Below are 22,194 nucleotides of genomic sequence, written 5' to 3' on the forward strand. Positions count from 1 at the left end.
ATTTGGTAAGGAATGGGCCCCTGGAGGGCGTTTCCCATGACCGATCAGCCAATCCTCGACTTCCTCGCCAGGCAGCTTTCATATCAGAGCGACGAGCCGCTCTACCGACGGCTGGAAGACGCCATAAAGCAGGCTGTCGCCTCCTCGCATGTCAAGCGCGGCGCCGTCATTCCCAGCGAGCGTGTGCTGAGCGAGGCGCTCGGAATTTCGCGCGTCACGGTCCGCAAGGCGATTGACGGCCTCGTATCGGACGGGTTGCTCGACCGCCGCCAGGGCGCCAAGACAGTGGTTTCGTCACGCTTTGAAAAGTCGCTGGCGACCATGACCAGTTTCTCCGAGGATATGCGCTCGCGCGGGCTGGAACCCGGTTGCGTTTGGATTTCGCGCGAGATTTCACGGCCTTCGCCGGCCGAAATGATGGCCTTGGGCATCTCCGGCAGTGAGAAGGTGGTGCGCCTAAGGCGCCTGCGGACGGCCGATGGCACCCCGATCGCCATCGAGATCGCGACCCTTCCGGCCCGCTTCGTGCCCGACCCGCGGGAGGTCAAGGAATCGCTCTACGAATATCTCGAAGCTACCGGTGCCTTGCCGGTGCGGGCGCTGCAGCGCATGCAGGCCAAGCCCGCAACCGAGGAGGAGCGTCTGCTCCTCGCAACGCCGGGGGACATCTCGCTGCTGGTCATGGAGCGCCGCTGCTTCCTCGCCGACGGCCAGATCGTCGAGTTCACCCAGACCAAATATCGCGGCGACGTCTACGACTTTGTCATCGAGCTGATACGATAATACCAGTTGAAGGCCTGTTGCAATCTGGTCTTATATTGTTACCGTCAGGGCGTCATAGGAGATGCTCGGCGTGCCGCTTGATATCGAAACCCTGAGGAATGGCCTCATCGTGTCCTGCCAGCCGGTGAAGGGCGGTGCGATGGACAATGCGGCGATGGTTGTCGGCTTCGCGCTGGCGGCAATCGACGGGGGCGCCGCCGGTCTGCGCATTGAATCGGCCGACTATGTCGCCGCCGTGCGCGCCGCCACCGACAAGCCCATCATCGGCCTGGTCAAGCGTGACCTTGACGACAGCCCGGTCCGCATCACCCCGTGGCTGGAGGATGTCGACGCGCTCGCCGCCGCAGGGGCCGACATCATCGCCTATGACGCCACCCAGCGCACCCGCCCGGTGCCCAGCAAGGCGCTTGTCGAACGCATCCATGCCCATGGCCGCGTCGCCATGGCCGACTGCTCGATCATTGCGGACGCCGGGCAGGCGCTGGCCGAGGGCGCCGATGTTCTTGGCTCCACGCTCGCCGGCTACATCGGCCCGGTCGAACCCACTGAGCCCGATCTCGAACTGATCTCGGCTATGCGCAAGCTCACCCCGCATGTCGTGGCCGAGGGCAATGTGCGCACGCCCGCCCTGGCCCAGGAAGCGCTTGCCGCGGGCGCGGCGATGGTCGTCGTCGGCTCGGCCATCACCCGGCCCGAACATGTCACCCAGTGGTTCCGTGCCGCGCTTGATGAAACTATCGCCAGGGAGGGAGCCTGATCGCCATGGAGCGCTCCAACACCATCCTCGCGCTCGACATCGGCGGCACCAAGATGCTCGCCGCGCTGGTTGTTGGAGATGCGGTGCTCGAAACCAAGAAGATGCCGACGCCGCGCAGCGGCGACCCCGAGCAATGGCTCGTTTCCCTGTTCGACGCGATTGCCGGCTGGAAGGGCCGCTACGACAAGGTCGGCGTCGCCGTCACCGGCATCATCGACGACGGCTGCTGGTCGCCGCTCAACCGCAAGACGCTCGACATCCCGGACCGCTTCCCGCTGGTCAAGACGGTCGCTCGACTGTCGGGCTGCGAAGCCGTGCTCGCCGCCAACGACGCCCAGGCCGCGGCCTGGGGCGAATATTCTCTCGGGGCCGGCCAGGGCCAGGATCTTGTGTTTCTGACCATCTCCACCGGCATCGGTGGCGGCATCGTCATCAACGGCCGCCTGCTCGGCGGGCTTGCCGGTCATTTCGGCCTTCTCCGCAGCCTCGACGAAGGTGCCGGCGTGCTCGAGGACCTCGTCTCCGGGAACTGGATTGCCGCCCAGGCGGCTCCTCACCAGCCCGGCGCCACCGCCCGCGAGGTCTTCGCGGCCGCGGCGACAGGACAGAGCTGGGCAAACGACATCATCCAGGCGTCGGTGCGCCAGACCGCGCTCCTGTGCCGAAACATCCAGCTCATGCTCGACCCTGCCCGCATCGTCATCGGCGGCGGCATCGGTCTGGCGCCGGGCTATCTCGAATCCGTCCGGCAGGCGCTGGGAAGCCTGCCGCCACGGCTCGCCCCGCAACTTCACGCCGCCGCACTCGCGGAGAGCGCCGGCGTCGTGGGCATTGCGGACCTTGCAAGACAAAAGAACTGACCCGGAGGAGATTTCGAAATGCCATTTGCCAAGATGAGGAAGGGCGGACTGCTCGCCGTCACCATCGCCAGCCTGCTGGCAAGCCCCGCATTCGCCAAAGTGACCGTGCTTGGCTGGCCGGGCGGTCCCGAGGAAACGGCCCTGCGCGCCGCTGCCGCCGCCTACAACGCCAAGGCTGATGTCGCCGATAATGACAAGGTCGAACTGCTGTTCTTCAATCGCGACGGCTTCTGGGACAAGCTGCAGGCCGACCTCGCGGCCGGCTCGAAGGCCTTCGACGCCAACCTGCTCGCCACCTACTCCATCGGCCGCTATGCGCCCTTCATGGAGCCGGTCGAACTGTCGGACGAAGCCAAGGCCGTCTATGGCGACTCGGTGCTCACCACCATGCAGTACGAAGGCAAGCAGTACGGCGTCCCGACCGACCTGTCGCTGCACTTCATGTACTACCGCAAGGACCTGATCGACGCGCTGCTCAAGGACGACGCCGCCAAGGCCAAGTTCGCGGAGATCTCCGAGAAGCATCTCGGCAAGAAACTCGAGCCGAAGAACCCGGAGGAGTGGACCTGGGATGACTATGCCGCGACCGCCCTCTACTTCACCCAGGCGGTGAACCCGGACAGCCCGACCCGTTACGGCACCGTGCTGCAACTAAAGAACCTGCTGTTCAACATGATGGTGTTCCAGTCGCTGCCGCGCGCCTATGGCGGCAATTGGATGGACGCCGACGGCAAGATCACGGTCAACTCCGACGCCTATCGCAAGGGCCTCGAGACCTACAAGCTGCTCTACGATGCTGGCGCCACGCCGCGCGACTCGCTGTCCTACGAGTTCGCCGAGGCCAATGCCGCATACGCCTCGGGCCAGGTCGCCGCGATGGTGCAGTGGAATGCTGCCGCTTCCGACCTGACCTCGAAGGAGAAGTCGCCGGCCGTCGCCGAGGTCACCGCGACCAAAGCGCCGCCTGCCGGCCCGGAAGGTCGCTTCACCCACATCCACGGCCTCGGCTTCGGTCTCAACAAGAACGCCGAGAACAAGGAAGGCGCCAAGGCCTTCATCAAGTGGCTGTCGTCCAAGGAAGCGGCGCTGATCTACGCCAAGAACAGCGGCGCACCGGCGCTAACGCCTGACGTGGTCAAGGAAGTCGCCGCCGAGCGTCCCGACCTGGTCCAGCTCGGCGAGTTCGCCTCCAAGTACGGCTACGTCATGAATGGCGGCACCTCGGCCAAGGCGCTTTCGGTCTACGAGCTCCAGGCCAAGGAGTTCACCGGCTACTGGTCGGGTCAGCAGTCGCTCGACGACGCGCTGAAAAACACCGAAAAGGGCATGGCCGAACTGCTCAAGTAAGCAAGCCGGCCGATGGCGGCGGCCCCGCCGCCATCGGCCCATCCCCTCACAGGTTCAGGACTCGGCACCTCCGCCACTTGCATGTTGTGGCGATCCTGGTGCGTTCTGTTTTCCCGCCGTGCGGGTCGGGTCAGAATGCCGAGTCCTGAGCCTGTGGAAGGGCGGGCCGCGAGGCCTTCCTGACTTCGGTCCAACCAGCCACTGTCGCTTCCATCGGAAGCCAGCCTTAGATCGATTGATGACAACGCTGACGCGACGCGCCCCTTCTTCCGAATTCAAGCTGCTAACGACGCCGCTGGTTCTGTTCCTGCTGGTGTTCCTCGGCTTCCCGGCAATCGTCAACCTCGTCTATTCGGTCTCCGAGGTCACCTTCGAGAACCTGCGGAATCCTCAGGTCACCGGCTTCGCCAACTTCGCCTCCGTCTGGAACGATGCCTCTTTCTGGCAGGCGAGTTGGTTCTCGCTGCGCTTCGGCCTGCTCGCCGCCGTCCTCGAATGCGCGCTCGGGCTGTTTCTCGCAATTTTCCTGTCGCCGCTGATCGAAAAGCGCAGCTGGCTGATGGCGATCCTGATGCTGCCGCTGATGGTGGCGCCGGCACTGGTCGGCCTGATGTATCGCCTCGTCCTGCACGAGTTCGTAGGCCCGGTGCCCTACTATCTCTGGACCTGGTTCGGGGCCAGCTTCTCGTTCCTGGGCCCGACCTCCGCCTTCTGGACGCTGATTGTGGTCGAGACCCTGCAGTGGACGCCTTTCGCGCTGCTCCTGTTCTACATGGCCTATCAGGCGATCCCGAAAGAGATCGTCGAGGCCTCCGCCATGGATGGCGCCCGCTATCGCCATCGGCTCTGGTACATCGAACTGCCGCTGATGGCGCCGACCATCGTCGTCGCCCTGCTGATCCGCTTCATCGACGGCTTCCGCGTCTTCGACAACGTCTATGTGCTGACCGGCAGCGGCCCCGGCGGCTCTACCGCCTCGCTCTCGATCTACATCTACGAGGCCTTCTTCAAGCAGGGTGCCATCGGCAACGCGGTTGCGGCTTCCGTCATCCTGTTCGCGGTGTCCTTCGCCGTGCTCTACGGCCTCAACTACCTCGCCAGCCGCCGCAGGGGAGCTATCAGATGATCACCGCCCTCCGCTGGCTCGTCTTCGCCGTCGCTGCCTTCGCGATGAACTTTCCGATCCTGGTGACGCTCGCCACCTCGTTCAAGAGCGCGCGCGAGTTGTCGACCAATCCCGGCCTCTGGGTCTATGCGCCGACGCTGGAAAACTACGCCGCTGTCTTCACCGTCTCCGACCGGCTAAACATCTTCCTCTACCTGTTCAACAGCATCGCCGTCGCCCTGCTCGGCACCGGCCTGGCGGTGGCGCTCGCCTTGCCCGCAGCCTATGCGATTGCGCGTGGCAAGGTCGGCGAGCGAACGCTGCTACCCTTCATCGTCAACCTGCGCGCCGTGCCGCTGATCATCTTCGCCATCCCCCTCTACATGATGTTCCAGTGGCTGGGGCTGCTCGACACCCGCCTCGGCCTCGGCCTGATCCTCACCATCGTCAACCTACCGCTGGCGCTAGTCATCCTCGCCAACGCCATCCGCGACGTGCCTGGTGAACTCGACGAGGCCGCCCTGATGGACGGCGCCGGCCGTACGCAGATCCTGTTCAGCGTAATCGCCCCGGTGTGCCGGCCGGCCATCGTCACCAGCCTGATCTTCGGCTTCATCACCGCCTGGAATGAGTTCCTGTTCGGCCTGATGCTGACCACCTCCGAGGCGGTGCCGATCACTGTTGGCGCGTCCTTCTTCTTCGCCGCCAGCGGCGGTGGCGTGCAGTGGGGTGTGGCGTCCGCTGTCATGGTCGTCGGCGCGCTGCCGCCGATCCTCCTTGGCCTCATCATGTATCGCCAGATCAGCGGCTCCATGACTGCCGGTGCGGTCAAAGGCTGAGCTCTCGGAGGAACCTATGAGTACGATTTCGCTGCGGAAGGCGGGCAAACAATATGGCGCCACCGAGATCATAGGGGATCTCAATCTGGAGATCGCCGACGGCGAGTTCGTCGTCATCGTCGGCCCCTCTGGCCAATTCCTCAAGGCCGGCGATCATGCGCAGCAGTATTTTGAGAGTTCTCTATTGACTCATTCATAGCTCGCCGGTTATTGATTAGATCAATAGCCAGGGAGTTATGCGTTTTGATGCCGTCCAGTTACGACATGCTCTTCAAGACCCTCGGGGATCCGACCCGACGGGCGATCTTCGAGCGGTTATGCCGCGAAGGTGAGTAGACGGTTAGCGCCATAACCGCCCAGGCCGGCATCTCGCAGCCGGCCGTCTCGAAGCATCTTGGCGTCCTGAAAAAGGCCGGTCTGGTGAAAGATCGCCACCACGGCCGCCAGACGCATTACAGCGCGCGGCCCGGAGCTCTCGTCCCGCTGACCGATTGGGCCGAGCAAATGACCGGCTTCTGGCAGAGCCGGTTTGATACCCTCGAAGACTTGCTGAAAAGGATGGATCAATGAACGAAGCCGTGACCGAAACGCTCTCAGTCGTCGTCGAACGCGAGATTGCGTATCCGCCGGAGAAAATCTGGCGTGCGCTCACCCAGCCCCATTTGATCGAGGAGTGGCTGATGAAGAACGATTTTGCGCCGGTAGTGGGCCACCGCTTTGATCTCCGCGCCGACTGGGGCGGCGTTAGCTGCGAGGTACTCCAAATCGAGCCAGGCAAGACCTTGTCCTACACATGGAGCGCCGCAGGGCTCGACAGTATCGTCACCTGGACTCTCACGCCCTCGGACACCGGGACCCAGCTGCGTATGGAGCAGACGGGTTTCCGGCCGGATCAGCAGCAGGCCTATTACGGCGCGAAGGCCGGGTGGCCGCGGTTCCTCGAAAATCTGGAGCAGATATTGGCGCGGATCGACTGAAATCCGTCGGGCCGATTGAGAGTTTCGTCGCAAAGGAGGTCATATTGAATTGGAACGCATGGATTCGGCAAAGCCACCGCTGGCTGTCGATTGCTTTTACGGCGACTGTTATCGCCAACTTCCTCGTACGGGCTTTTGGTGAGCCTCCCGCTTGGGTGACCTACTCGCCGCTGCCGCCGCTGTTCTTGCTGCTGTTCAGCGGCCTGTACATGTTCGCGCTTCCCTATGTCGCCGGACGGCGCAGCGTGCGACGCGTCACCGGGCAGGGGTGAACACAAGGAACAAGAGGAATCGGCCGCGCTTGCGCGGCCGACACTGTGGGCAATTTTCTCAGTTAGCAGATTGCTTGTTAGGCCTTGAAGCGGTCAAACGCGGTAAGGCGCCTGACCGGTGGGTCGGCTTCATCCCACCGATAGATTTCCGAGCGCAGGTAGCGGAGTTCGTTCTCGAGTGCATCTTCCGCAAGCTCGATCCACCAGGATTTCGGTCGCCCGTCACTGCCGTCAGACCAGCGATAGCCGCGCGCTTTCAGGTGGTCCTTCATGTCGAACGGGCTGTTTGCCGCAAAGATGCGAACGCGGGATCGCTGGCTGGCTGCGTAGAGCTCGGCAAACGGCGTGCGTCCCGGCTCTCCCTCACTCTGCGCGAGAACCTCGAGCAGGGCAAAGCAGTCATCGACGGCTCGGTGGCCCTCGTGAAAATAGCCCGCTTGGCCGATCAGATAGCCGAGTTTGGTGCCTTCGAAGCCGCGAAACGCCCAATCGACTTCCGAAACCGAGCAGGCCCAGGCTTTCCCAGCGAAGATTGACGAGAAGGCCTCGCAGAATGGCCGATCGAAGCTGGCGTTGTGGGCGATAACGAGATCAGCAGGTTCGACGATGGCGCGAAGCCGGTGGACATCAATCATCTGACCGGCGACCATGTTGTCGGTAATGCCGGTCAGACGCGTGATCTCCGGTGGGATCGAAATGCTCGGTTGCTGCAATCCTCCGTAGACGCCGATGACATCGCCGATATTGCCAGCCTCATCAAATGTGAAGGCAATGGCGCCGATCTCAATAATCTCGTCCTTGCGGTGATTGAGGCCGGTGGTCTCGGTGTCGAGGATTACGCCCTTCAAGGGATATCCAGGCCGCGAGGCCGCCATGACAGGACGAGGCTCGAGCATTTTCAAGATGCGGTAGCGACCGGTCGCCTGCAGGTGCCGCACCATGTCGTCTTCATTCAATCCAGGCGATGGCGGGTGTTTCATCGCCGACGGAACAGACTTCTTTCCAGGAGCCGTCGCTTTCGAAACAAACAAATCGAACTGCTGCGCCATTCACCTATCTCGAGCTCATGCTCAAAAATTCTCCGGACTGCATCGTCGGTCAAATTCGCTATAAGGCATCCACCCGAACAAATCAGGAGAAAACATGGAAACCGTGGAAATCAGCAACCGTAGCGATTTCGCCCTGTGGGCGATTCAGCGGGCGCAGGAAATCGTTACGGTAGAAGGTGCCACCTTTGCGATTGCCGCTCGTGACATGAACGAGGAAGCCCTGACGGAGACCGCCGCCGCGCTTGGCAAGGCGATCAGTGACGCCATGCTTGAGGTCTTCGACGGCCTGATAGGTGACTAGGCGGTGTGGACGGATTGCCGCATGTATTGCGTTTGGGATTCCTGACTTGAGCTTTGTCTGATTCATGGAGTGCCGACTGATTTGGAGGTCGGTAAGGGAGCGTCATGAAGGTATATTTCCATCCAGATCAGCTTCTTCATCACCCACAGTCCTATTACTCGCGCGGCAAGATGCGGGTCCCGCAGGAGGTGCCGAACAGGGCCGAGCGGCTGTTGCAGGCCGCCCTCGACATCGGCATGACCAGGGAGACCCCGGCCGATTTCGGGGTCGAGCCGCTTGCCGCGGTCCACAGCCGCGCATACCTCGCTTTCCTCGCAGAGGCTCACGCCCGCTGGAAAGAAGTCCCGGAGGACTGGGGCGACGAAGTCATGTCCAACATCTTCGTCCGCGAGCCGAACGCGATGCGGGGGGTTCTCGCCCAGGCAGGTCGTTACCTTGCCGACGGCAGTTGCCCGATCGGCCCCCAGACCTGGCGCTCGGCCTATTGGTCGGCGCAAAGTGCTGTGGCAGGAGCCCGTGCGCTCGTCGATGGTGAAAAGGCGGCCTACGCGCTCTGCCGTCCACCAGGTCACCACGCCCGCGTCGACGCGGCCGGCGGCTTCTGCTACCTCGACAACGCCGCCATCGCCGCCCAGGAACTGCGGACACGGTTCGGACGGGTCGCGATCCTGGACACCGACATGCATCACGGGCAGGGTATCCAGGAAATCTTCTACGACAGGAGCGACGTGCTCTATGTCTCCATCCACGGCGACCCCACGAACTTCTATCCGGCCGTTGCGGGGTTCGAAGACGAGCGCGGCCGGGCGGAGGGCGAAGGGTTCAACCTCAACCTTCCGATGCCCCACGGTTCCGGCGAGGGCGTTTTCTTCGAACGGTTGGCGACGGCCATCGATGCCGTCGCCGACTTCCGCGCGGACGCTCTGGTGCTGTCGCTCGGCTTCGATATCTACGAGTTGGACCCACAAGCGAAGGTCGCCGTTTCGACCGCCGGGTTTGCGCGTTTGGGCGCGGCCATACGAGCGATGAACCTTCCCTGCCTCATTGTGCAGGAAGGCGGATATCATCTGTCGTCACTGCATGAGAATGCACATGCGTTCTTCGGTCATCCGGACGATTGGACAGGCATTTGATTTTGCGCTCATTCCGATCATTTGATAATTTCCCGACGACCAACCAATCGCACACAGGCCAGATCGAAACCAGCACCTACCGTATCCCTGGCACGAACCGGTGAAGGTGATGTGGAACTGGGCGAGGAGGTATACGCCTCAGGCCGGCCATCGCTGGCCGCATCGAGTCGCTGCGCGGTATAGCTCGCCGCGGTGGCGAGTATCACCCGGACGCGGTCGCAGCCTGGTTCGATTTCCACGGCGACCTCAATACGCCTGAGGCAAGCGCGACAGGGTATCCGGACTTGGGGCTTGCGATCGCATGCCTCAAAGTCGGGCGTCACTGGTGCCATTTTTATCCGCTCTTTCGCCGCGAGTTGCTCCTTTTCTCTCGGGTCAATACCGACCTTTCGAATGGCTTCCCATTCGCGAGCTTTTCCCGGGCTTGCGCGAGAGTGGTGTAGCCTGGCCCAGCTATCTCTTCGTCCGTTTCAGCAAATGTTCCAAGCTTGCGTGAGGGGGCGCTTGTGACTCCCTGCTTCCAACGTGCGAACTATAGAATGTCTTGGATCTCGGCGTCACTCGGATGCAAAGATATGTGGTTTTACCCGCGTCCGAGACCTCGTACATGCCGATAAAGACCGAGATTGGCTTGATAGCGGCCAGTCCGTTTCTTGAGATTGGAAGGGACAGGCCGCCGTCAGAGGGCGCTACTTCAGCGGCAAAAACAGCTCCGCGACCGTTTCATGTGCCGGCACCTCCGGGAAGAAGGAAAGCCGCTGGCAATAGATCGGGAAGTCGCGTGCTTCCTCGCCGCTGGCCGGAAGCCAGTCGCGATAAAGGTAGAGCGCGGCGGGCTCCAGATTGTCGGTGTTGCCGACGATACGTAGGACCGCGCAGCGGCCACCAGGGATCTCGCCGGCTTTGATGTGCTCGCCGTTCGGCTCGATCGGCGGGTTGGTCCCGACACAAAGGTCCACGCTATAATCTGCTGGCGACGCGGGACGCCGCTCGGAACGCCAGACGTTGAAGGTCGGACTTGTCTTGGGGTGCAGGCCAGCGGCCTTGCGCCACGCGATGAACCGCTGGATGGTGGCGCCGAGCGTCGCCGGGTCGCCCCGATGCTCCATGATCGCCACCGGCGTGGGGGGCACATCGCGGATCGTCACGTCGTCAGGGGTAAAAGTCTTCTGCATGAGCTTGTTCCTCGCGTTGTCGAGAGGCCCGAAGGCCGCAAGCCACGGCTCCAAGTCGGGAGACTTCCGGAACGATGAAGGCGATTGCCCGAACCGTTGCCGAAAAGCGCGGGCGAAGGCATCCGGTGCCTCGTAACCGGCATCCATCGCTATGTCCGTGACGGATTGGGCGTCCGTGTAGGCCAGCCGGTACGAAGCGCGCTTCATACGGGCAAGCTGGACATAGCGATGCACGGACAACCCGAAGGTCGCCGTGAACTGCCGGTGGAAATGAAACTTCGAGAAGGCCGCAACACCGCTCACCGTTTCGAGGTCCAGATCACTGTCAAGATGCCGGTCAATATAGTCCAGCACCCGCCGCATCCGGGCCTGATAGTTTTGAAGCGCCGCCTTCATCGTCCCTGCTCCGTGGCTACCCCAGTTAGGCGCACGCAGATGTGACGCGCTCGACCGATCTTGCGGTTTTGTCACGGCTCGCAGAACATCGCCAAGGACCGCTTGCGGGCACGCCCAATTTATGGATGAACGGCGAAAAGGGGGCGTTTGCAGACTGGTGGCTTTCATACCGTGCCGCACTCTGATTCAAGCTCAAAATGAGCCGATATGACCAGACCGACTTCGAATGGCACGTGACCAAGCCGCTGCTGCCCAACAAGCCGTTCCCCACCGTCTTGCTCGCGATCCTGGCTGTTGTCTCAACAACGGCGTGTATGCAATAGCCATGCGTACCGCCTCTGCGTCGCTCCGTTGGTCAAACCATCGGATTGCCATTGGACGAGGTTTCGGGGACCGCCTCCTTGACGTCCCAATGCTCCACCAGTCGTCCGTTCATGATGCGATAGACATCGACAACAGCCGTTCCGCGATCATCCGCGTTGGCCTGGAACAAGGTATGCGCAACGACAAGATCGTCATCGGCGATCAGGCGCGCGATGGTGAAATGCCCTTCCGGCACGGCCTCGAACAGTGGGCCGAGGAAGGCTTCCAAAGCAGCGCGACCATTGCCGACATGCGGATTGTGCTGAATGTAGTCGTCGGCAACGAAGTCGGCGACCGCGCCGAGACTTTTAGCGTTCCAGACCTTGGCGTAAAAGTCTGCGACGAGCGTCTTGTGGGTGTCGAGTTTAGTGGTCATTGCGTTCTCCTTTAGATTGGGAAATCAGGTTCGATCCGGACAGCTTATGTTGCGGTGGCCAGACTGGCGGGCTTCGCCGCTGCCCGGCTCGACAAAGCGAGCGCGGCGATCGCGAGAGCGAGAAAGCCGATGGAAGCGAGCGGCAGGGATGAAAGTCCGAACACCGGATAGAGGGTGCCGGCCGTAAACGATCCTGCGGCCATGCCGACGTAAATGGCGGAGGAATTGAGAGCGAGCACAAGACCCCGCGCCTCCGGTGCAAGTTCGACCATGCGGCGCTGCTGCGAGGGCATGAAAAGATCGCTTGCCGTAGCCCACACGATCAGCAATGCGAGAGCTGCCGGATACCAGGCAGGCGCGAGGAAGAGAGTTGCGAACACGAGGGTCAGCGCCGTGAGTGCAACCGTGACGGCGCGGTTTGCAGACCAGCGTTGGGAAACCCATCGCGCGACGTAGTTCCCGCCGATGCCAGCAAGGCCGAAGATCATCAGCGCTGTTGACACGGCCTCGGGTCCAGCGCCGAAACGGTCACGTAAGATCAGCGTGATCATGGTGTAGGTGACGAACACGCCGGACATTTCCAGCACCATCACGGCGATACCAGCGGCGGTCGCCGGTCGCCTGGCGATAGCGGCCAGATCGCTCGGACGAACGCGCTCGCCGCCCTCGCGGTTATCGACAAAGATCGCGATCAGGCCAGCCGCGATGAGCGTCGCGACACCGATCAGGGCAAAAGTTGGTCGCCACCCAAGCGCCGCGCCGCCCCATGCCGAAAGTGGCACGCCGAGAACAGAGGCGATCGTCATGCCGCTGAAAACGACGGCGAGCGCGTGCCCCTGGCGCTCTTGCGCGACCAGGCTCGCGCCAAGCGCGGATGCGACTGGCCCGATCGCGGCGGCACCAAGGCCGGCGCAGACACGAGCGGCGAACAATACTGCGTAGTTCGGCGCGAGCGCTGTGCCGAAAGCGCCGACGGCCATGAGAGCAAGCCCGATCAGGATCAATGTCCGGCGCGGCCATTGGCCGGCGACCATCTGCAATCCGGGCGCGCTGACAGCGAAGGTGACGGCAAGCATCGAAACCAGCATCGCGACAGCGCCGCGCTCGAGTGAGAGCGATGCTGCGATCTCGGGTAGCGTGCCGACGATGGCGAGCGTGCCGGTTCCCATCGTGAAATAGGAAAGGCTCAAAATGCGAAGAGAGATGTTTGTCGAGCGCTCGGTCATGTGGCCCTCCATGCGGCTTCAGATGCGTTGGACGTGACTTAGCGCGAAGCGATGGTATACTTGAAATCGATTGTCGGTATGGGACCAATAGCCATGAGTGATACGAGAGGCATTGACCTCAATCTGCTGCGGTCCCTGGACGTGCTGATTGAGGAGGCCAATGTCACACACGCCGCCGCGCGCCTCGGCGTGACGCAACCGGGATTGTCGGCGCAACTCGCGCGCCTGCGTGCCATCTTTGACGATCCACTGCTTGTTCCGTCCGAAAAAGGGCGCGGCATGTTGCCGACGAGTCGCGCGCTGGAACTCCGGGAACCCTTGCACGCCGCGCTGAAAGACCTGGAGGCGGTCATCCGCACCCCAGCGCAGTTCGACCCGCGAACGGATGCGCGAACCTTCGCGATCGCCACTACGGACAACGCCGTCGTTGTGCTCGGATTGCCGTTGATCGAGCGCCTTCGCGAAGCGGCCGGTCGAGGGATCAGGCTCTCATTCGCTAACAGCGGGATCGATGTGGCCACCGAATTGGAGCGCGGCGAGATCGACCTGCTCGTCGGCTCGGACCGCATGGTCCCGCCGGCAATGAAGGCGCGCAAGCTGCTGGAGGAAAGCTATGTGATGGTCCAGCGCAAGGGCCATCCGCGCGGCCGTGCGCCGCTCGATCTCGATGCGTATTGCAAGCTGGAGCATGTTCTGGTGTCAACCAGTGGCGGAAGCTTTCACGGCTTCATCGACGAACAGCTCGAAAAGCTCGGCTATCGGCGCAGCGTGACGCTATCGGTTCATCAATTCGTCATGGCACCGATGATCGTCGCATCAACGGACTTCGTTTCGACACTGCCACGACGGTTCGCAGCCCGCTTCGCGGATCGGCTGGACTTATTCGAGCTGCCGTTCTCCGCGCAGGGCTTCAGCCTGTTTGCCGCATGGCATCCGCGCGCCCATGCCGACCCGGCATTGATGTGGCTGCGAAATCAACTGATCGAGATAGCAAGAGAATGATTTCGTCGAACGAAAACGGAACGCTGCTGGAGGGAATGAACAATCGCGTTACAATCCCAACCCCCGCTGCCGCCCGATCTGCCACGAAACCGAGCCGCCTTGCACTACGCCCATAACCGCGCGAGCATCGCGGTAATCTCGGCCCTGATCTCGTCCGCATCTTGATCCGCGTCGATCCAGGCTCCATGCAGATAACTTGCGCGGTGGAAAAAGCGAGGCTTCCACCACCACTGTTACGAGACCTGCCACGTCATTGATAATTGCAAGCGGGGGCATGTCCATGCCGATCACAATCGCACGTGGGTGGCAGGAACATGTACGGGCGCGGGCATGACGTTCTTGTTCGTCGAGGCGAGTGAGGGCGCACGCCGCCTCTTTGAACGTCGCGGCTTTCGCATCGATGCTCGAAACGACTACACGATCAACGGTGTCGCGATCCACAACTGCCGCATGTCAAAGCTGATCCCTTGAAGTGGAGCCTTGGGAAGTCTGGAGCTCGCTTGTGTGGCCCGAAAGCCGTCCGTCTCCCTTCCACCCAACGAAGCCGATCGTCGTTTGCCTCGCGCTGCCGTCTCACCCGTATTGCATTTCTGCCTGGGTCGACCACAGGCACCGCCCGCTGATGCCCTTCATCCTCAGGCGACGCGAAGGCAAGCAAGAGCCCGTTCAGTGTGTGTTCTGCAGGCCCGTCAGGATCTGGTATGCGGCCTTCACGCGCGCCGGGATGGGGTAGTTCTTATTGGCCAGCATGACGATCCCGATGTCCTTGGCGGGAACAAAGGCGACATAGGCACCGAAGCCGTTCGTCGAGCCGTTCTTATTGATCAGCACGTCCTTCCTGGGCGGTAGCGGCGGAGAAAGTCTCATCGCCGCATTGGCCTCCAGGGTCATCTTGGCGGAATTCCCGGCAAGCAGACGATCGAGGCCCAACGGCCACGGATACATCTCCCATCCCAAACCCTGCGTCATCTCCCCGACCTGGTAGTACCCAACTTGCGTCGATGCGATCGCGCTCTGGAACGTGTCGTCGAGCTCTGAGTTGTCCATGTTCGCCTCGACGAAGCGGATCATGTCGGCCGCCGTCGTCTTCACGCCGTAAGCCTCCGCGTCGAGGATTCCGGGCGTCACACGGATCGGCCTGCCGTCCTTGGAATAACCGAAGGCATAGTCGCGCATCCGGCCCTGCGGGACCCGGATATAGGTATGGGTGAGGCCGAGCGCCGGAAAAAGGTCTTCTTTCATTAGGTCTTCGAAATTCTTGCTCATGCTTCTGGCGGCGAGATAGCCGAACAGGCCGATGCTCGGGTTCGAATAGCGCCGATGAGTGCCCACGGCATGGTCTGGTCGCCAGGCTTTGTAATAGGTGATCATCTCTTCCTGATCGCTGACATCGTCCGGAAACTGCAGGGGCAGCCCGCCCGCCGTGTAGGTCGCGAGGTCAAGAAGACTGATATTGTCGAAGGCGCTGCCGGCGAGCGCCGGCAGATATTGGCTCGCGTTATCGGAAAGCGACAGAGCGCCGCGCACCTGCGCATAAGATCCCAGCGTTGCGGTAAGGGTCTTGCTGATCGAACCGATCTCGAAAAGTGTGTCCTCGCTGACTTTTTGCCCGCTCGCCTTCGATGCGAGGCCGTAGTTGAAGAAATGGCGCTTTCCCCCGACCGTGACCGCCACGGCCATCCCAGGGATACCGTGCGCTTTCATGACGGGCCGGATCGCCCCGTCCACGACACGAGCGATCTCGTTCTGGTCCTGATTGCCGGCAGCGTGGGCGGATGCGCCGTAAAGCATGGCCGCGGTTGTCAAAATTCCGAGCTTTTGAAGGGAATTGATTCTCATCACAGATACACCATCCTCCTGTTTGTGTGGTCGGCCGCGCTTGCGGCCTTGGTGGCCCTCGCTGCCAGGATGTAGGTATGCGGAAGCTTGGCCCTCGCCAAACGATGAATTCTCTGCACTGTCATGAGAAAATCTTGGCCAGGAGATTCGACCGATGGAAGTTTCGCAACTGCCCCTCAACGCCCTGCGGGCCTTCGAAGCGTCGGCGCGCCTCGGCAGTTTCACGCGCGCCGGCCTTGAATTGCGGGTCACGCAGACCGCGATCAGCCACCAGGTCAAGGCACTGGAAGAGACACTTGGTGCAACTCTGTTCAAACGCCTTCCGCGCGGAATATCCCTGACCGACGAGGGGCACGCGCTGTTGCCGGTGCTCACCGACGCGTTCCGTCGCATGAGTGCCACGCTCAGCCAATTCGAAGAAGGCAATTACCGGGAGATCCTCACTGTCGGCGTAGTCGGTACATTTGCGATCGGCTGGCTCCTGCCGCGATTGAACACGTTCAAGCAGCAGCATCCGCACGTGGATCTGCGCCTCAAAACGAACAACAACCGTGCCGACATGCTCCTCGACGGCTTGGATTTTTTTATTCGGTTCGGTGATGGCGCATGGAATGGAACCTCGGTGGTCCACCTAATGGACGCTCCGCTCTCGCCGGTTTGCATGCCGTCGGTTGGTGCGCGCCTTGGCAGCCCGGCGGACTTGGCGAACGAGGACCTGCTGCGGTCTTACCGGATCGACGAATGGCCCCGCTGGTTCAGATCCGCGGGGATCGAGCCGCCGAGCATTCGTGGCTGGATATTCGATTCCTCCCGGGCCCTTGTGGAAGCGGCAGCACAAGGGGCGGGGATTGCTCTCGTCCCTGTGGCTATGTTCGCTCGGGAGATCGGCGAGCGGCGGATCATTCAGCCCTTCGACATAGCAGTGTCCGCGGGAAGCTATTGGCTGACGCATTTCAAGGCCCAAACCGAAACGCCGGCGATGAAGGCTTTTCGGAACTGGATCTTGGCTGAGATAGATGGAAGCGCCAAAGCGGGCGGTCCGAATCCGGGTCGGATAGCCATGCGAGCGCGACAGCAAGAGGCTTGATTGCAATGACGTGCATGGAAGAACGCGCGCCACAACACCATGTCGCGTGGGACAACATGGCGAACATTTGTAGTCCGCCGCCCACGTTGCCCCCAGGGGGCGAAATCTGGTCGCTGGTTTTGAAGCCGGGCGGGCAGTTTTCGGTGCGCGCCCGCACAACTGTACGATCGGACTGCTCGTGCCGACGAAGTTGGAAACCCGGATATTGTCATTGCCATTCACCGTCACCGCCCACGGGCGTGGGAGACCGCCACCTGTGAACGGTGAGCCCGGATAAGGGCTGCCATCCGCCGCGGGAGCGTGTGAGGGCATCCTTTGGGTCGGTGACAATTTCACGATCGGTTGGCAGGGCACTAATGCATTGTGGAAGGGCCACGCCACCAAATTCGACCCGAACGGCAAGCCGCTTTCGCCGATCACCGGCGGCGGGACGGAGCACCGACTGTCCTCGCAGGCTACGCCGTGCGCAGGTTCCAAGACTCAGCTAAACCAAGCTGGTTTGCATCTGGACCTAAACGAAATTGATGGCAGAGACTGATCTCTATCTTCCACTGAAGGCCTTCATGGAAGGCGCTGGTTATTCCGTCAAAGGCGAGGTTAACGGCTGTGACCTGGTCGGAGTGAAAGACAGCGACCCGCCCGTGCTCATCGTTTGCGAGATGAAGCTGACCGTTAATCTTGAGTTGATCATGCAGGGCGTCAACCGGGCGGCAATCTGCGACGAGGTTTGGCTTGCGGCGCGATCCTCCAAGGCCGGAAAAGGTCGGGAGCACGACGCGCGTTTCCGTAATCTGTGCCGGCGTCTTGGCTTCGGGCTCATAGCCGTTTCAGCGTCTGGAACGGTGGAGGTCATCGTCGCGCCATTTGCAGCAACGCCTCGCCGAGATCCCAAAAGGCGCTCTCGGCTTCTTGAGGAGCACCGGCGTCGGGTAGGAGATCCCCAGAAGGGCGGAGGTCGCGGCAAGCCGATCATGACCGCCTACAGGCAGGACTGCATGCTATGCGCGACGTCGTTGCTGAACGGACCACAAAGCCCCAAACAGCTACAGACACTGGTTGCGAGAGCGCCGACAATCCTGCGAAGCAATGTATATGGGTGGTTTGTGCGGGAGAGTAGGGGAATCTACGGCCTAACGGACCTCGGCAGGGCCGCTGTGCTGCCATCTCAGGATTGATCGGCCGCTTGCGAGCCGGATGACGCGCTCAGCGCCATTTCAAGAATGTCCGCTTTGGGGGAGCGGCGACTATCACATCGACCAACATGGGGCGCGAAGAACATGCACTGCGCTGCCCATAAGAATCTGCTGCGGGTCACAACTCGACTGAGGACGGCCCATAGATAAACTTGGAGCTATCCAGCATTAAATCGCTATCCGAAGCAAATGTCGGTATCGGTGGTTGCGAGCCCCCGCAACCACTTCCAATATAACTCACTCGCCGTCCCGATTTGATCATCGGGGCGGCGAACGTGTATCACGGCTGATGAGCGATATGTCGAGCCCGACGCGCCGTTGAGCGGCAGCGCACAGGCTGGTCGTCCCTGGATGACTAATGTGCGCGGGGGCACCAGCTATCTCGCGCCTGCCACCTTGAGGCCGGCCAGGATCGTTGCTTCCACCCAAGCATTGCCCTGGCCGGCCCTGCCGGTCCCACCAAACCGGCATCCGGGAGATTTGATCCGAAGCCCGCGCCGGCCGGAAAAAGCCGGTCAAGGCGGCTTCCACAACAAGCTGCGCCTTGACCGACTTCACCGCCCGGGCTTCCTTGCAGAGAAGCGTCGGGCGGAATTCGGCGGGCTGATCGCCCGCCGTTGAGGCTGGGCTGGGGCGGACAGCACTCATCCTGCGCTGTCAAATCCTCATGCGCGGCTGCCGCTTCGCCCGCTCACGTTCCCAGGAAAAAATCTCCCGGCGTCATGCGGCGTCCGATCCGCACCAGGTCGTCGCGGGCCGAGCGGATTTGTGGCCAGGGAAAGTCCGAAGAACATTCTTGCCATGCCTCGCCCTCGCGCATCACCGCATCGAGCTTGCCCGCCACGCCGGCAAGCGAGGTTGCCGGTGTCGTCGATAGCTCTTCCAGCAAGACGTTGATCCGCCGGAAGCCTTCCTGCTCGGCCCTCAGCCCCGAAAAGTAACCGATCTCTTCGGCCACAGCCTCGAACCGCGCCTTCTTGGATGCAAGCTCGGCTTTTACCTTCGCGCGAATAGAGGCCATATCCGTTCGCGTGCCGACCACTCGGTCGAGCCCTTCCATCGAGCAAACATAGACCGGCTCGCCTCCCGGAACGGTGACCGTCGTCCCCAGGCAATCCACCCGGTCGGCTAGCGCCACTTCCAGTTCTTGCTGCCGACGGCACAAAAGCTGGACCCTCTCATGCACGGCAGCCCACTCGCGCCACAGCGAAACAGCAGGGTCGGTTGCCGCGCCCGGTGACGCAAGAGTTTGCGCCTGCGCATCTTGCCAAAGCGTCCAGCCGGTTACGGCGGCAACACCGCCCCAAAGCGCCACCCGACGCGTGACGGAGACAAATCTCGTGCTATGGTCGGAATCAGCCATGATCCGAGCTCCCTTACAGCTTAGGTTGTGGTCAGGCCGGGTGATGTGTTGCCTCACATCGCTCGGCTGCATTCTAGTCTAAGCACCGGAACTCACCGGCATTGGCGGTTACGGGATGCTTATGCCAAAGAGATTCCTACCACATACACTACAAAAGATCATTTTGCAATCATATGATATGAAAACGATCACTGGTGCTCAAATAAGAGCTGCGCGTGCATTGATACGATGGAGCGCGGAGGAACTAGCCAGCGCGGCGAGCGTGGGCATCGCCACAGTCAGGCGTGCAGAAGCCGAGGATGGATTACCATCAACGACAATTGCGAATCTGACAGCGATCCGTCATGCCCTCGAAGCAGCGGGTGTGAAGTTCCTCTCGGAGAATAGCGATGGTCCCGGTGTGAGGCTTACGCGCGCCCCCGGAAAAGAATGATCCCGCAGGCGAGTGAAAGACGCTAACTCAAAGACGACGTTTGCCCTTCGGGCGACAAATGGCCGCTTCGCGCCCCATGTCGGCCGTAGGGTTGACTTTTGCCGTTGCCCAAAAGCAGACATCGTCGGCTAGCACGCTGCAGGTCACGGCGCGGCGGCGCGATGGTCCGGGCTGCAAGCCTTCGGGTTGGATGGTGAGGTGGTGCTTCATTTCTTCCCCACAGGTTACGGAAGGTTCTATCGACCTCGACTAGCCATGACGCAATTATTGATCCGACCTTCAGACAACGCGCATGCCACCTTGCAGAAAAGTTCGCGACTGCGTGCCGCCGTCGCGGGTCACGATTGTGGAAATGCTTCAGCCGAAGGTGAAGGCGTAGGCCTCGACGCCGGGATCGAGGAATTGGATCTCGAAATTCCGCGCTTCAACATCTCCGGACTGGCGGACGAGTTGGTAGAGCCTGGTCGAGGTCACCGTGCCGTTGCCGGCTGCATCGGTATCCGCGCCGTGGTCGGCCCCCGGCGCCTTGCCGTCGATCGTCACCTGGAAGCGGACGGGTTTGCCGGAAGCGTCGGGGCCGAGGACGAGATGCAGGTCACGCGCACTGAACCGGTAAGCGATGCTGCCATATGCCTGATCGAGCGTCGCCTGTTCCGCTCCAACGGTCCAGGTACCTGAGAGGCCCCATTCGTTAAGACCCGGTTTTTCGACCAAATATTGGCGAGCGGCATCGGCGCGCAGGCTTTCCCGCGAGGCGAAGTTGGTGGCGCGTTCGTAGCCAAGATAGGTCTCGCCGGATCGGATGTTCTTCAGGTCCGGACTAACCTCGGCACCCTTCGTATCCGGGATCACCAGAGCACTCGTCGCTACGTCGCTGCCGGCCTCGCGCAGCAGGTCCTGGATCGCCTGCTCGGTCTGGCGGTATTTGCCTTCGCCAAAGTGATGATAGCGGACCTGGCCCTTGGCATCGATCAGGTAATGGGCTGGCCAGTAGTTGTTTTCGAAGGCACGCCAGATCTTGTAGTCGTTGTCGATCGCGACCGGATAGCCGATGTTGAAGTCGCTGACGGCCCTTTTAACGTTGTCGATCTTCTTCTCGAAGGCGAATTCGGGGGCATGCACGCCGATCACCACGAGACCCTGATCCTTGTACTTCTCGGCCCAAGCGCGGACGAAGGGCGTGGTGCGGATGCAGTTGATGCAGGAATAGGTCCAGAAATCGACGAGCACGACCTTGCCACGCAACTGTTCGGTGGTGAGTGGCGGCGAGTTCAGCCATTCGACCGCGCCGTTCAGCGAAGGCGCACGACCCTCGATCGGCAGGTTGGCGCGGAACGGCCGGGTAGTGTCGGCAGCCGTCATCATGCTGTTGCTGGCGACTTCGGCCGGTGCAGCGGCATCCTGGCTTGCACGCAGCCGGTCGAGGAGCGCCTGTTCGAAGGAGGCGGTGCTGGCATAGGAAAGCCGTGCCAGGAAGCCGGTGTCGAGACCGAGCGCAATGGCGGCAACGCCGGCCAGAACCGCAGCGCCCAGGACCTGGCGGATGCGCTCGCTCATGCCGAGTGACCGCTTCATGCCGGCAAAGACCTTGCCTCCGACAAGGAGAGCGACGGCAAGCGAGGTAGCCGCGCCGGCGGCATAGGCGAGCAGCAGGAAGGTGGTTCCAAGGTTGGCTCCCTGCAGGGCGGCGCCCGTCAGCACGAGGCCGAGGATCGGTCCGGCGCAGGGCGCCCAGAGCAGACCGGTCGCCACGCCCAATATCAGCGAGCTTGCGGCGGCCGGCGCGGACCCGGATTTGCCCGAGGCGTTCAGCAGCCGGTTGCCAAGATCGACGATCGGCTGGGCGATGGTGCTCGCGACACGGGGCGAAAGCAGACTGACGCCGAAGACGGCAAGCAGTGCGATTGCGGCGAGGCGTCCGTATTCGTTGGCATGGATTGCCCAGTTGCCGCCGACCGCAGCAAGCGAGGCAACGACGGCGAACGTGGCGGCCATGCCGATGAGCATCGGCAGCGTGCTGCGAATGAAAGGCTGCCCCGCGCGGGCGAAGACGAAGGGGAGGATCGGCAGGATGCAAGGGCTGAGAATGGTCAGCACCCCGCCGAAATAAGCGATGACAAGAAGCGACATGATCGTTTCCTTTGAAACCGAGGTTCGGGCTCTGGGCAGCGATGCGGCTCGACCAGCAACGAGGCCAATCTGGTCGGTGTGACGTATCCCGGATGTGTCCGGCTTTAAGGGGAAATGTATCGAAGTGTAGGGATTGCCCCGGGGGGCTACAGAGCGAGACAATCGGCCGGCAAAGACGGGTCGCCGGC

Annotated in this window: 21 protein-coding genes and 2 pseudogenes; 16 read left to right on the forward strand and 7 right to left on the reverse strand. The window is 61.9% G+C overall.

From position 1 onward, the window contains the following. The first annotated feature begins 36 nt into the window (after positions 1-36). From M2281_RS11400 to M2281_RS11445, 9 genes and pseudogenes are all read left to right on the forward strand, one after another. Positions 37-783 (forward strand): GntR family transcriptional regulator, encoded by a 747-nt coding sequence (locus M2281_RS11400; protein ID WP_280821289.1) that lies wholly within the window; start codon positions 37-39, stop codon positions 781-783. A gap of 61 nt (positions 784-844) precedes the next feature. After that, a pseudogene (locus M2281_RS29200) lies at positions 845-2,400 on the forward strand (putative N-acetylmannosamine-6-phosphate 2-epimerase). 18 nt (positions 2,401-2,418) lie between these two features. Next, entirely contained in the window at positions 2,419-3,747 is a 1,329-nt protein-coding gene (locus M2281_RS11415; RefSeq protein WP_280821292.1) for an extracellular solute-binding protein, read from the forward strand. Positions 3,748-3,985: 238 nt separating this feature from the next. Next, positions 3,986-4,873: a carbohydrate ABC transporter permease gene (locus M2281_RS11420; RefSeq protein ID WP_280821293.1), complete on the forward strand. Its 888-nt coding sequence runs from the start codon at positions 3,986-3,988 to the stop codon at positions 4,871-4,873. Continuing rightward, positions 4,870-5,691, forward strand: coding sequence for a carbohydrate ABC transporter permease (locus tag M2281_RS11425; protein ID WP_280821294.1), 822 nt, complete (start codon positions 4,870-4,872; stop codon positions 5,689-5,691). Before M2281_RS11420 ends, M2281_RS11425 begins: the two co-directional genes overlap by 4 nt. A gap of 16 nt (positions 5,692-5,707) precedes the next feature. Beyond that, entirely contained in the window at positions 5,708-5,890 is a 183-nt protein-coding gene (locus M2281_RS11430; protein ID WP_280821295.1) for a hypothetical protein, read from the forward strand. Between the two features lie 47 nt (positions 5,891-5,937). Beyond that, a pseudogene (locus M2281_RS11435) lies at positions 5,938-6,261 on the forward strand (ArsR/SmtB family transcription factor). Beyond that, positions 6,258-6,668: an SRPBCC family protein gene (locus M2281_RS11440; RefSeq protein WP_280821296.1), complete on the forward strand. Its 411-nt coding sequence runs from the start codon at positions 6,258-6,260 to the stop codon at positions 6,666-6,668. The pseudogene M2281_RS11435 and the gene M2281_RS11440 overlap by 4 nt, the downstream one beginning before the upstream one ends. Before the next feature lie 44 nt (positions 6,669-6,712). Further along, the gene (locus tag M2281_RS11445) at positions 6,713-6,940 is read left to right on the forward strand and encodes a hypothetical protein (RefSeq protein WP_280821297.1); all 228 of its coding nucleotides are present in this window, start codon (positions 6,713-6,715) and stop codon (positions 6,938-6,940) included. 77 nt (positions 6,941-7,017) lie between these two features. Here M2281_RS11445 and M2281_RS11450 read toward each other — a convergent pair whose 3' ends face one another. Then, positions 7,018-7,920, reverse strand: a complete 903-nt coding sequence (locus M2281_RS11450; protein ID WP_280821839.1) for a 3'-5' exonuclease — start codon at positions 7,918-7,920, stop codon at positions 7,018-7,020. A 163-nt stretch (positions 7,921-8,083) separates the two neighbouring features. Here M2281_RS11450 and M2281_RS11455 point away from each other — a divergent pair, with 163 nt between their 5' ends. Both M2281_RS11455 and M2281_RS11460 read left to right on the forward strand, forming a co-directional pair. Beyond that, positions 8,084-8,290 (forward strand): hypothetical protein, encoded by a 207-nt coding sequence (locus M2281_RS11455; RefSeq protein WP_280821298.1) that lies wholly within the window; start codon positions 8,084-8,086, stop codon positions 8,288-8,290. Positions 8,291-8,460: 170 nt separating this feature from the next. Continuing rightward, a complete protein-coding gene (locus tag M2281_RS11460; RefSeq protein WP_425537727.1) occupies positions 8,461-9,423 on the forward strand; it encodes a histone deacetylase family protein in 963 nt (320 codons plus the stop codon). 689 nt (positions 9,424-10,112) lie between these two features. Here M2281_RS11460 and M2281_RS11465 read toward each other — a convergent pair. The 3 genes from M2281_RS11465 to M2281_RS11475 form a co-directional block, all read right to left on the reverse strand. After that, positions 10,113-10,994, reverse strand: a complete 882-nt coding sequence (locus M2281_RS11465; protein WP_280821300.1) for an AraC family transcriptional regulator — start codon at positions 10,992-10,994, stop codon at positions 10,113-10,115. A gap of 355 nt (positions 10,995-11,349) precedes the next feature. Further along, positions 11,350-11,733: a nuclear transport factor 2 family protein gene (locus M2281_RS11470; protein ID WP_280821301.1), complete on the reverse strand. Its 384-nt coding sequence runs from the start codon at positions 11,731-11,733 to the stop codon at positions 11,350-11,352. 44 nt (positions 11,734-11,777) lie between these two features. Beyond that, on the reverse strand, positions 11,778-12,959 hold the full coding sequence (locus M2281_RS11475; RefSeq protein WP_280821302.1) for an MFS transporter: 1,182 nt from the start codon (positions 12,957-12,959) through the stop codon (positions 11,778-11,780). 93 nt (positions 12,960-13,052) lie between these two features. Between M2281_RS11475 and M2281_RS11480 the strand changes: the two genes are divergently transcribed. Together M2281_RS11480 and M2281_RS11485 are read left to right on the forward strand one after the other, a co-directional pair. Next, positions 13,053-13,961 carry a LysR family transcriptional regulator gene (locus tag M2281_RS11480; protein ID WP_280821303.1) on the forward strand — a complete coding sequence of 303 codons (909 nt, stop codon included), beginning with the start codon at positions 13,053-13,055 and terminating at the stop codon, positions 13,959-13,961. A 330-nt stretch (positions 13,962-14,291) separates the two neighbouring features. Beyond that, complete coding sequence (locus M2281_RS11485) at positions 14,292-14,432, forward strand: hypothetical protein (RefSeq protein ID WP_280821304.1); 141 nt, start codon at positions 14,292-14,294, stop codon at positions 14,430-14,432. 195 nt (positions 14,433-14,627) lie between these two features. Here the strand turns inward: M2281_RS11485 and ampC are convergent, their stop codons facing one another. Continuing rightward, positions 14,628-15,800: a class C beta-lactamase gene (gene ampC, locus M2281_RS11490; protein WP_280821840.1), complete on the reverse strand. Its 1,173-nt coding sequence runs from the start codon at positions 15,798-15,800 to the stop codon at positions 14,628-14,630. A gap of 154 nt (positions 15,801-15,954) precedes the next feature. Here ampC and M2281_RS11495 point away from each other — a divergent pair, with 154 nt between their 5' ends. Both M2281_RS11495 and M2281_RS11500 read left to right on the forward strand, forming a co-directional pair. Further along, positions 15,955-16,887: a LysR family transcriptional regulator gene (locus M2281_RS11495; protein WP_280821305.1), complete on the forward strand. Its 933-nt coding sequence runs from the start codon at positions 15,955-15,957 to the stop codon at positions 16,885-16,887. 524 nt (positions 16,888-17,411) lie between these two features. Beyond that, a complete protein-coding gene (locus M2281_RS11500) occupies positions 17,412-18,062 on the forward strand; it encodes a DUF2161 domain-containing phosphodiesterase (RefSeq protein ID WP_280821306.1) in 651 nt (216 codons plus the stop codon). A 709-nt stretch (positions 18,063-18,771) separates the two neighbouring features. On the opposite strand, the gene M2281_RS11505 is transcribed toward M2281_RS11500, so the two are convergent. Further along, positions 18,772-19,443: a hypothetical protein gene (locus tag M2281_RS11505; RefSeq protein WP_280821307.1), complete on the reverse strand. Its 672-nt coding sequence runs from the start codon at positions 19,441-19,443 to the stop codon at positions 18,772-18,774. Positions 19,444-19,621: 178 nt separating this feature from the next. Between M2281_RS11505 and M2281_RS11510 the strand changes: the two genes are divergently transcribed. Continuing rightward, the gene (locus tag M2281_RS11510) at positions 19,622-19,876 is read left to right on the forward strand and encodes a transcriptional regulator (protein WP_280821308.1); all 255 of its coding nucleotides are present in this window, start codon (positions 19,622-19,624) and stop codon (positions 19,874-19,876) included. Between the two features lie 357 nt (positions 19,877-20,233). Here M2281_RS11510 and M2281_RS11515 read toward each other — a convergent pair whose 3' ends face one another. Continuing rightward, positions 20,234-22,006 carry a cytochrome c biogenesis protein DipZ gene (locus M2281_RS11515; RefSeq protein WP_280821309.1) on the reverse strand — a complete coding sequence of 591 codons (1,773 nt, stop codon included), beginning with the start codon at positions 22,004-22,006 and terminating at the stop codon, positions 20,234-20,236. Between the last annotated feature and the right edge of the window lie 188 nt (positions 22,007-22,194).

It is taken from the genome of Pseudaminobacter soli (ex Li et al. 2025) (genome assembly GCF_029892515.1).
Classification (GTDB): domain Bacteria; phylum Pseudomonadota; class Alphaproteobacteria; order Rhizobiales; family Rhizobiaceae; genus Pseudaminobacter; species Pseudaminobacter soli_A.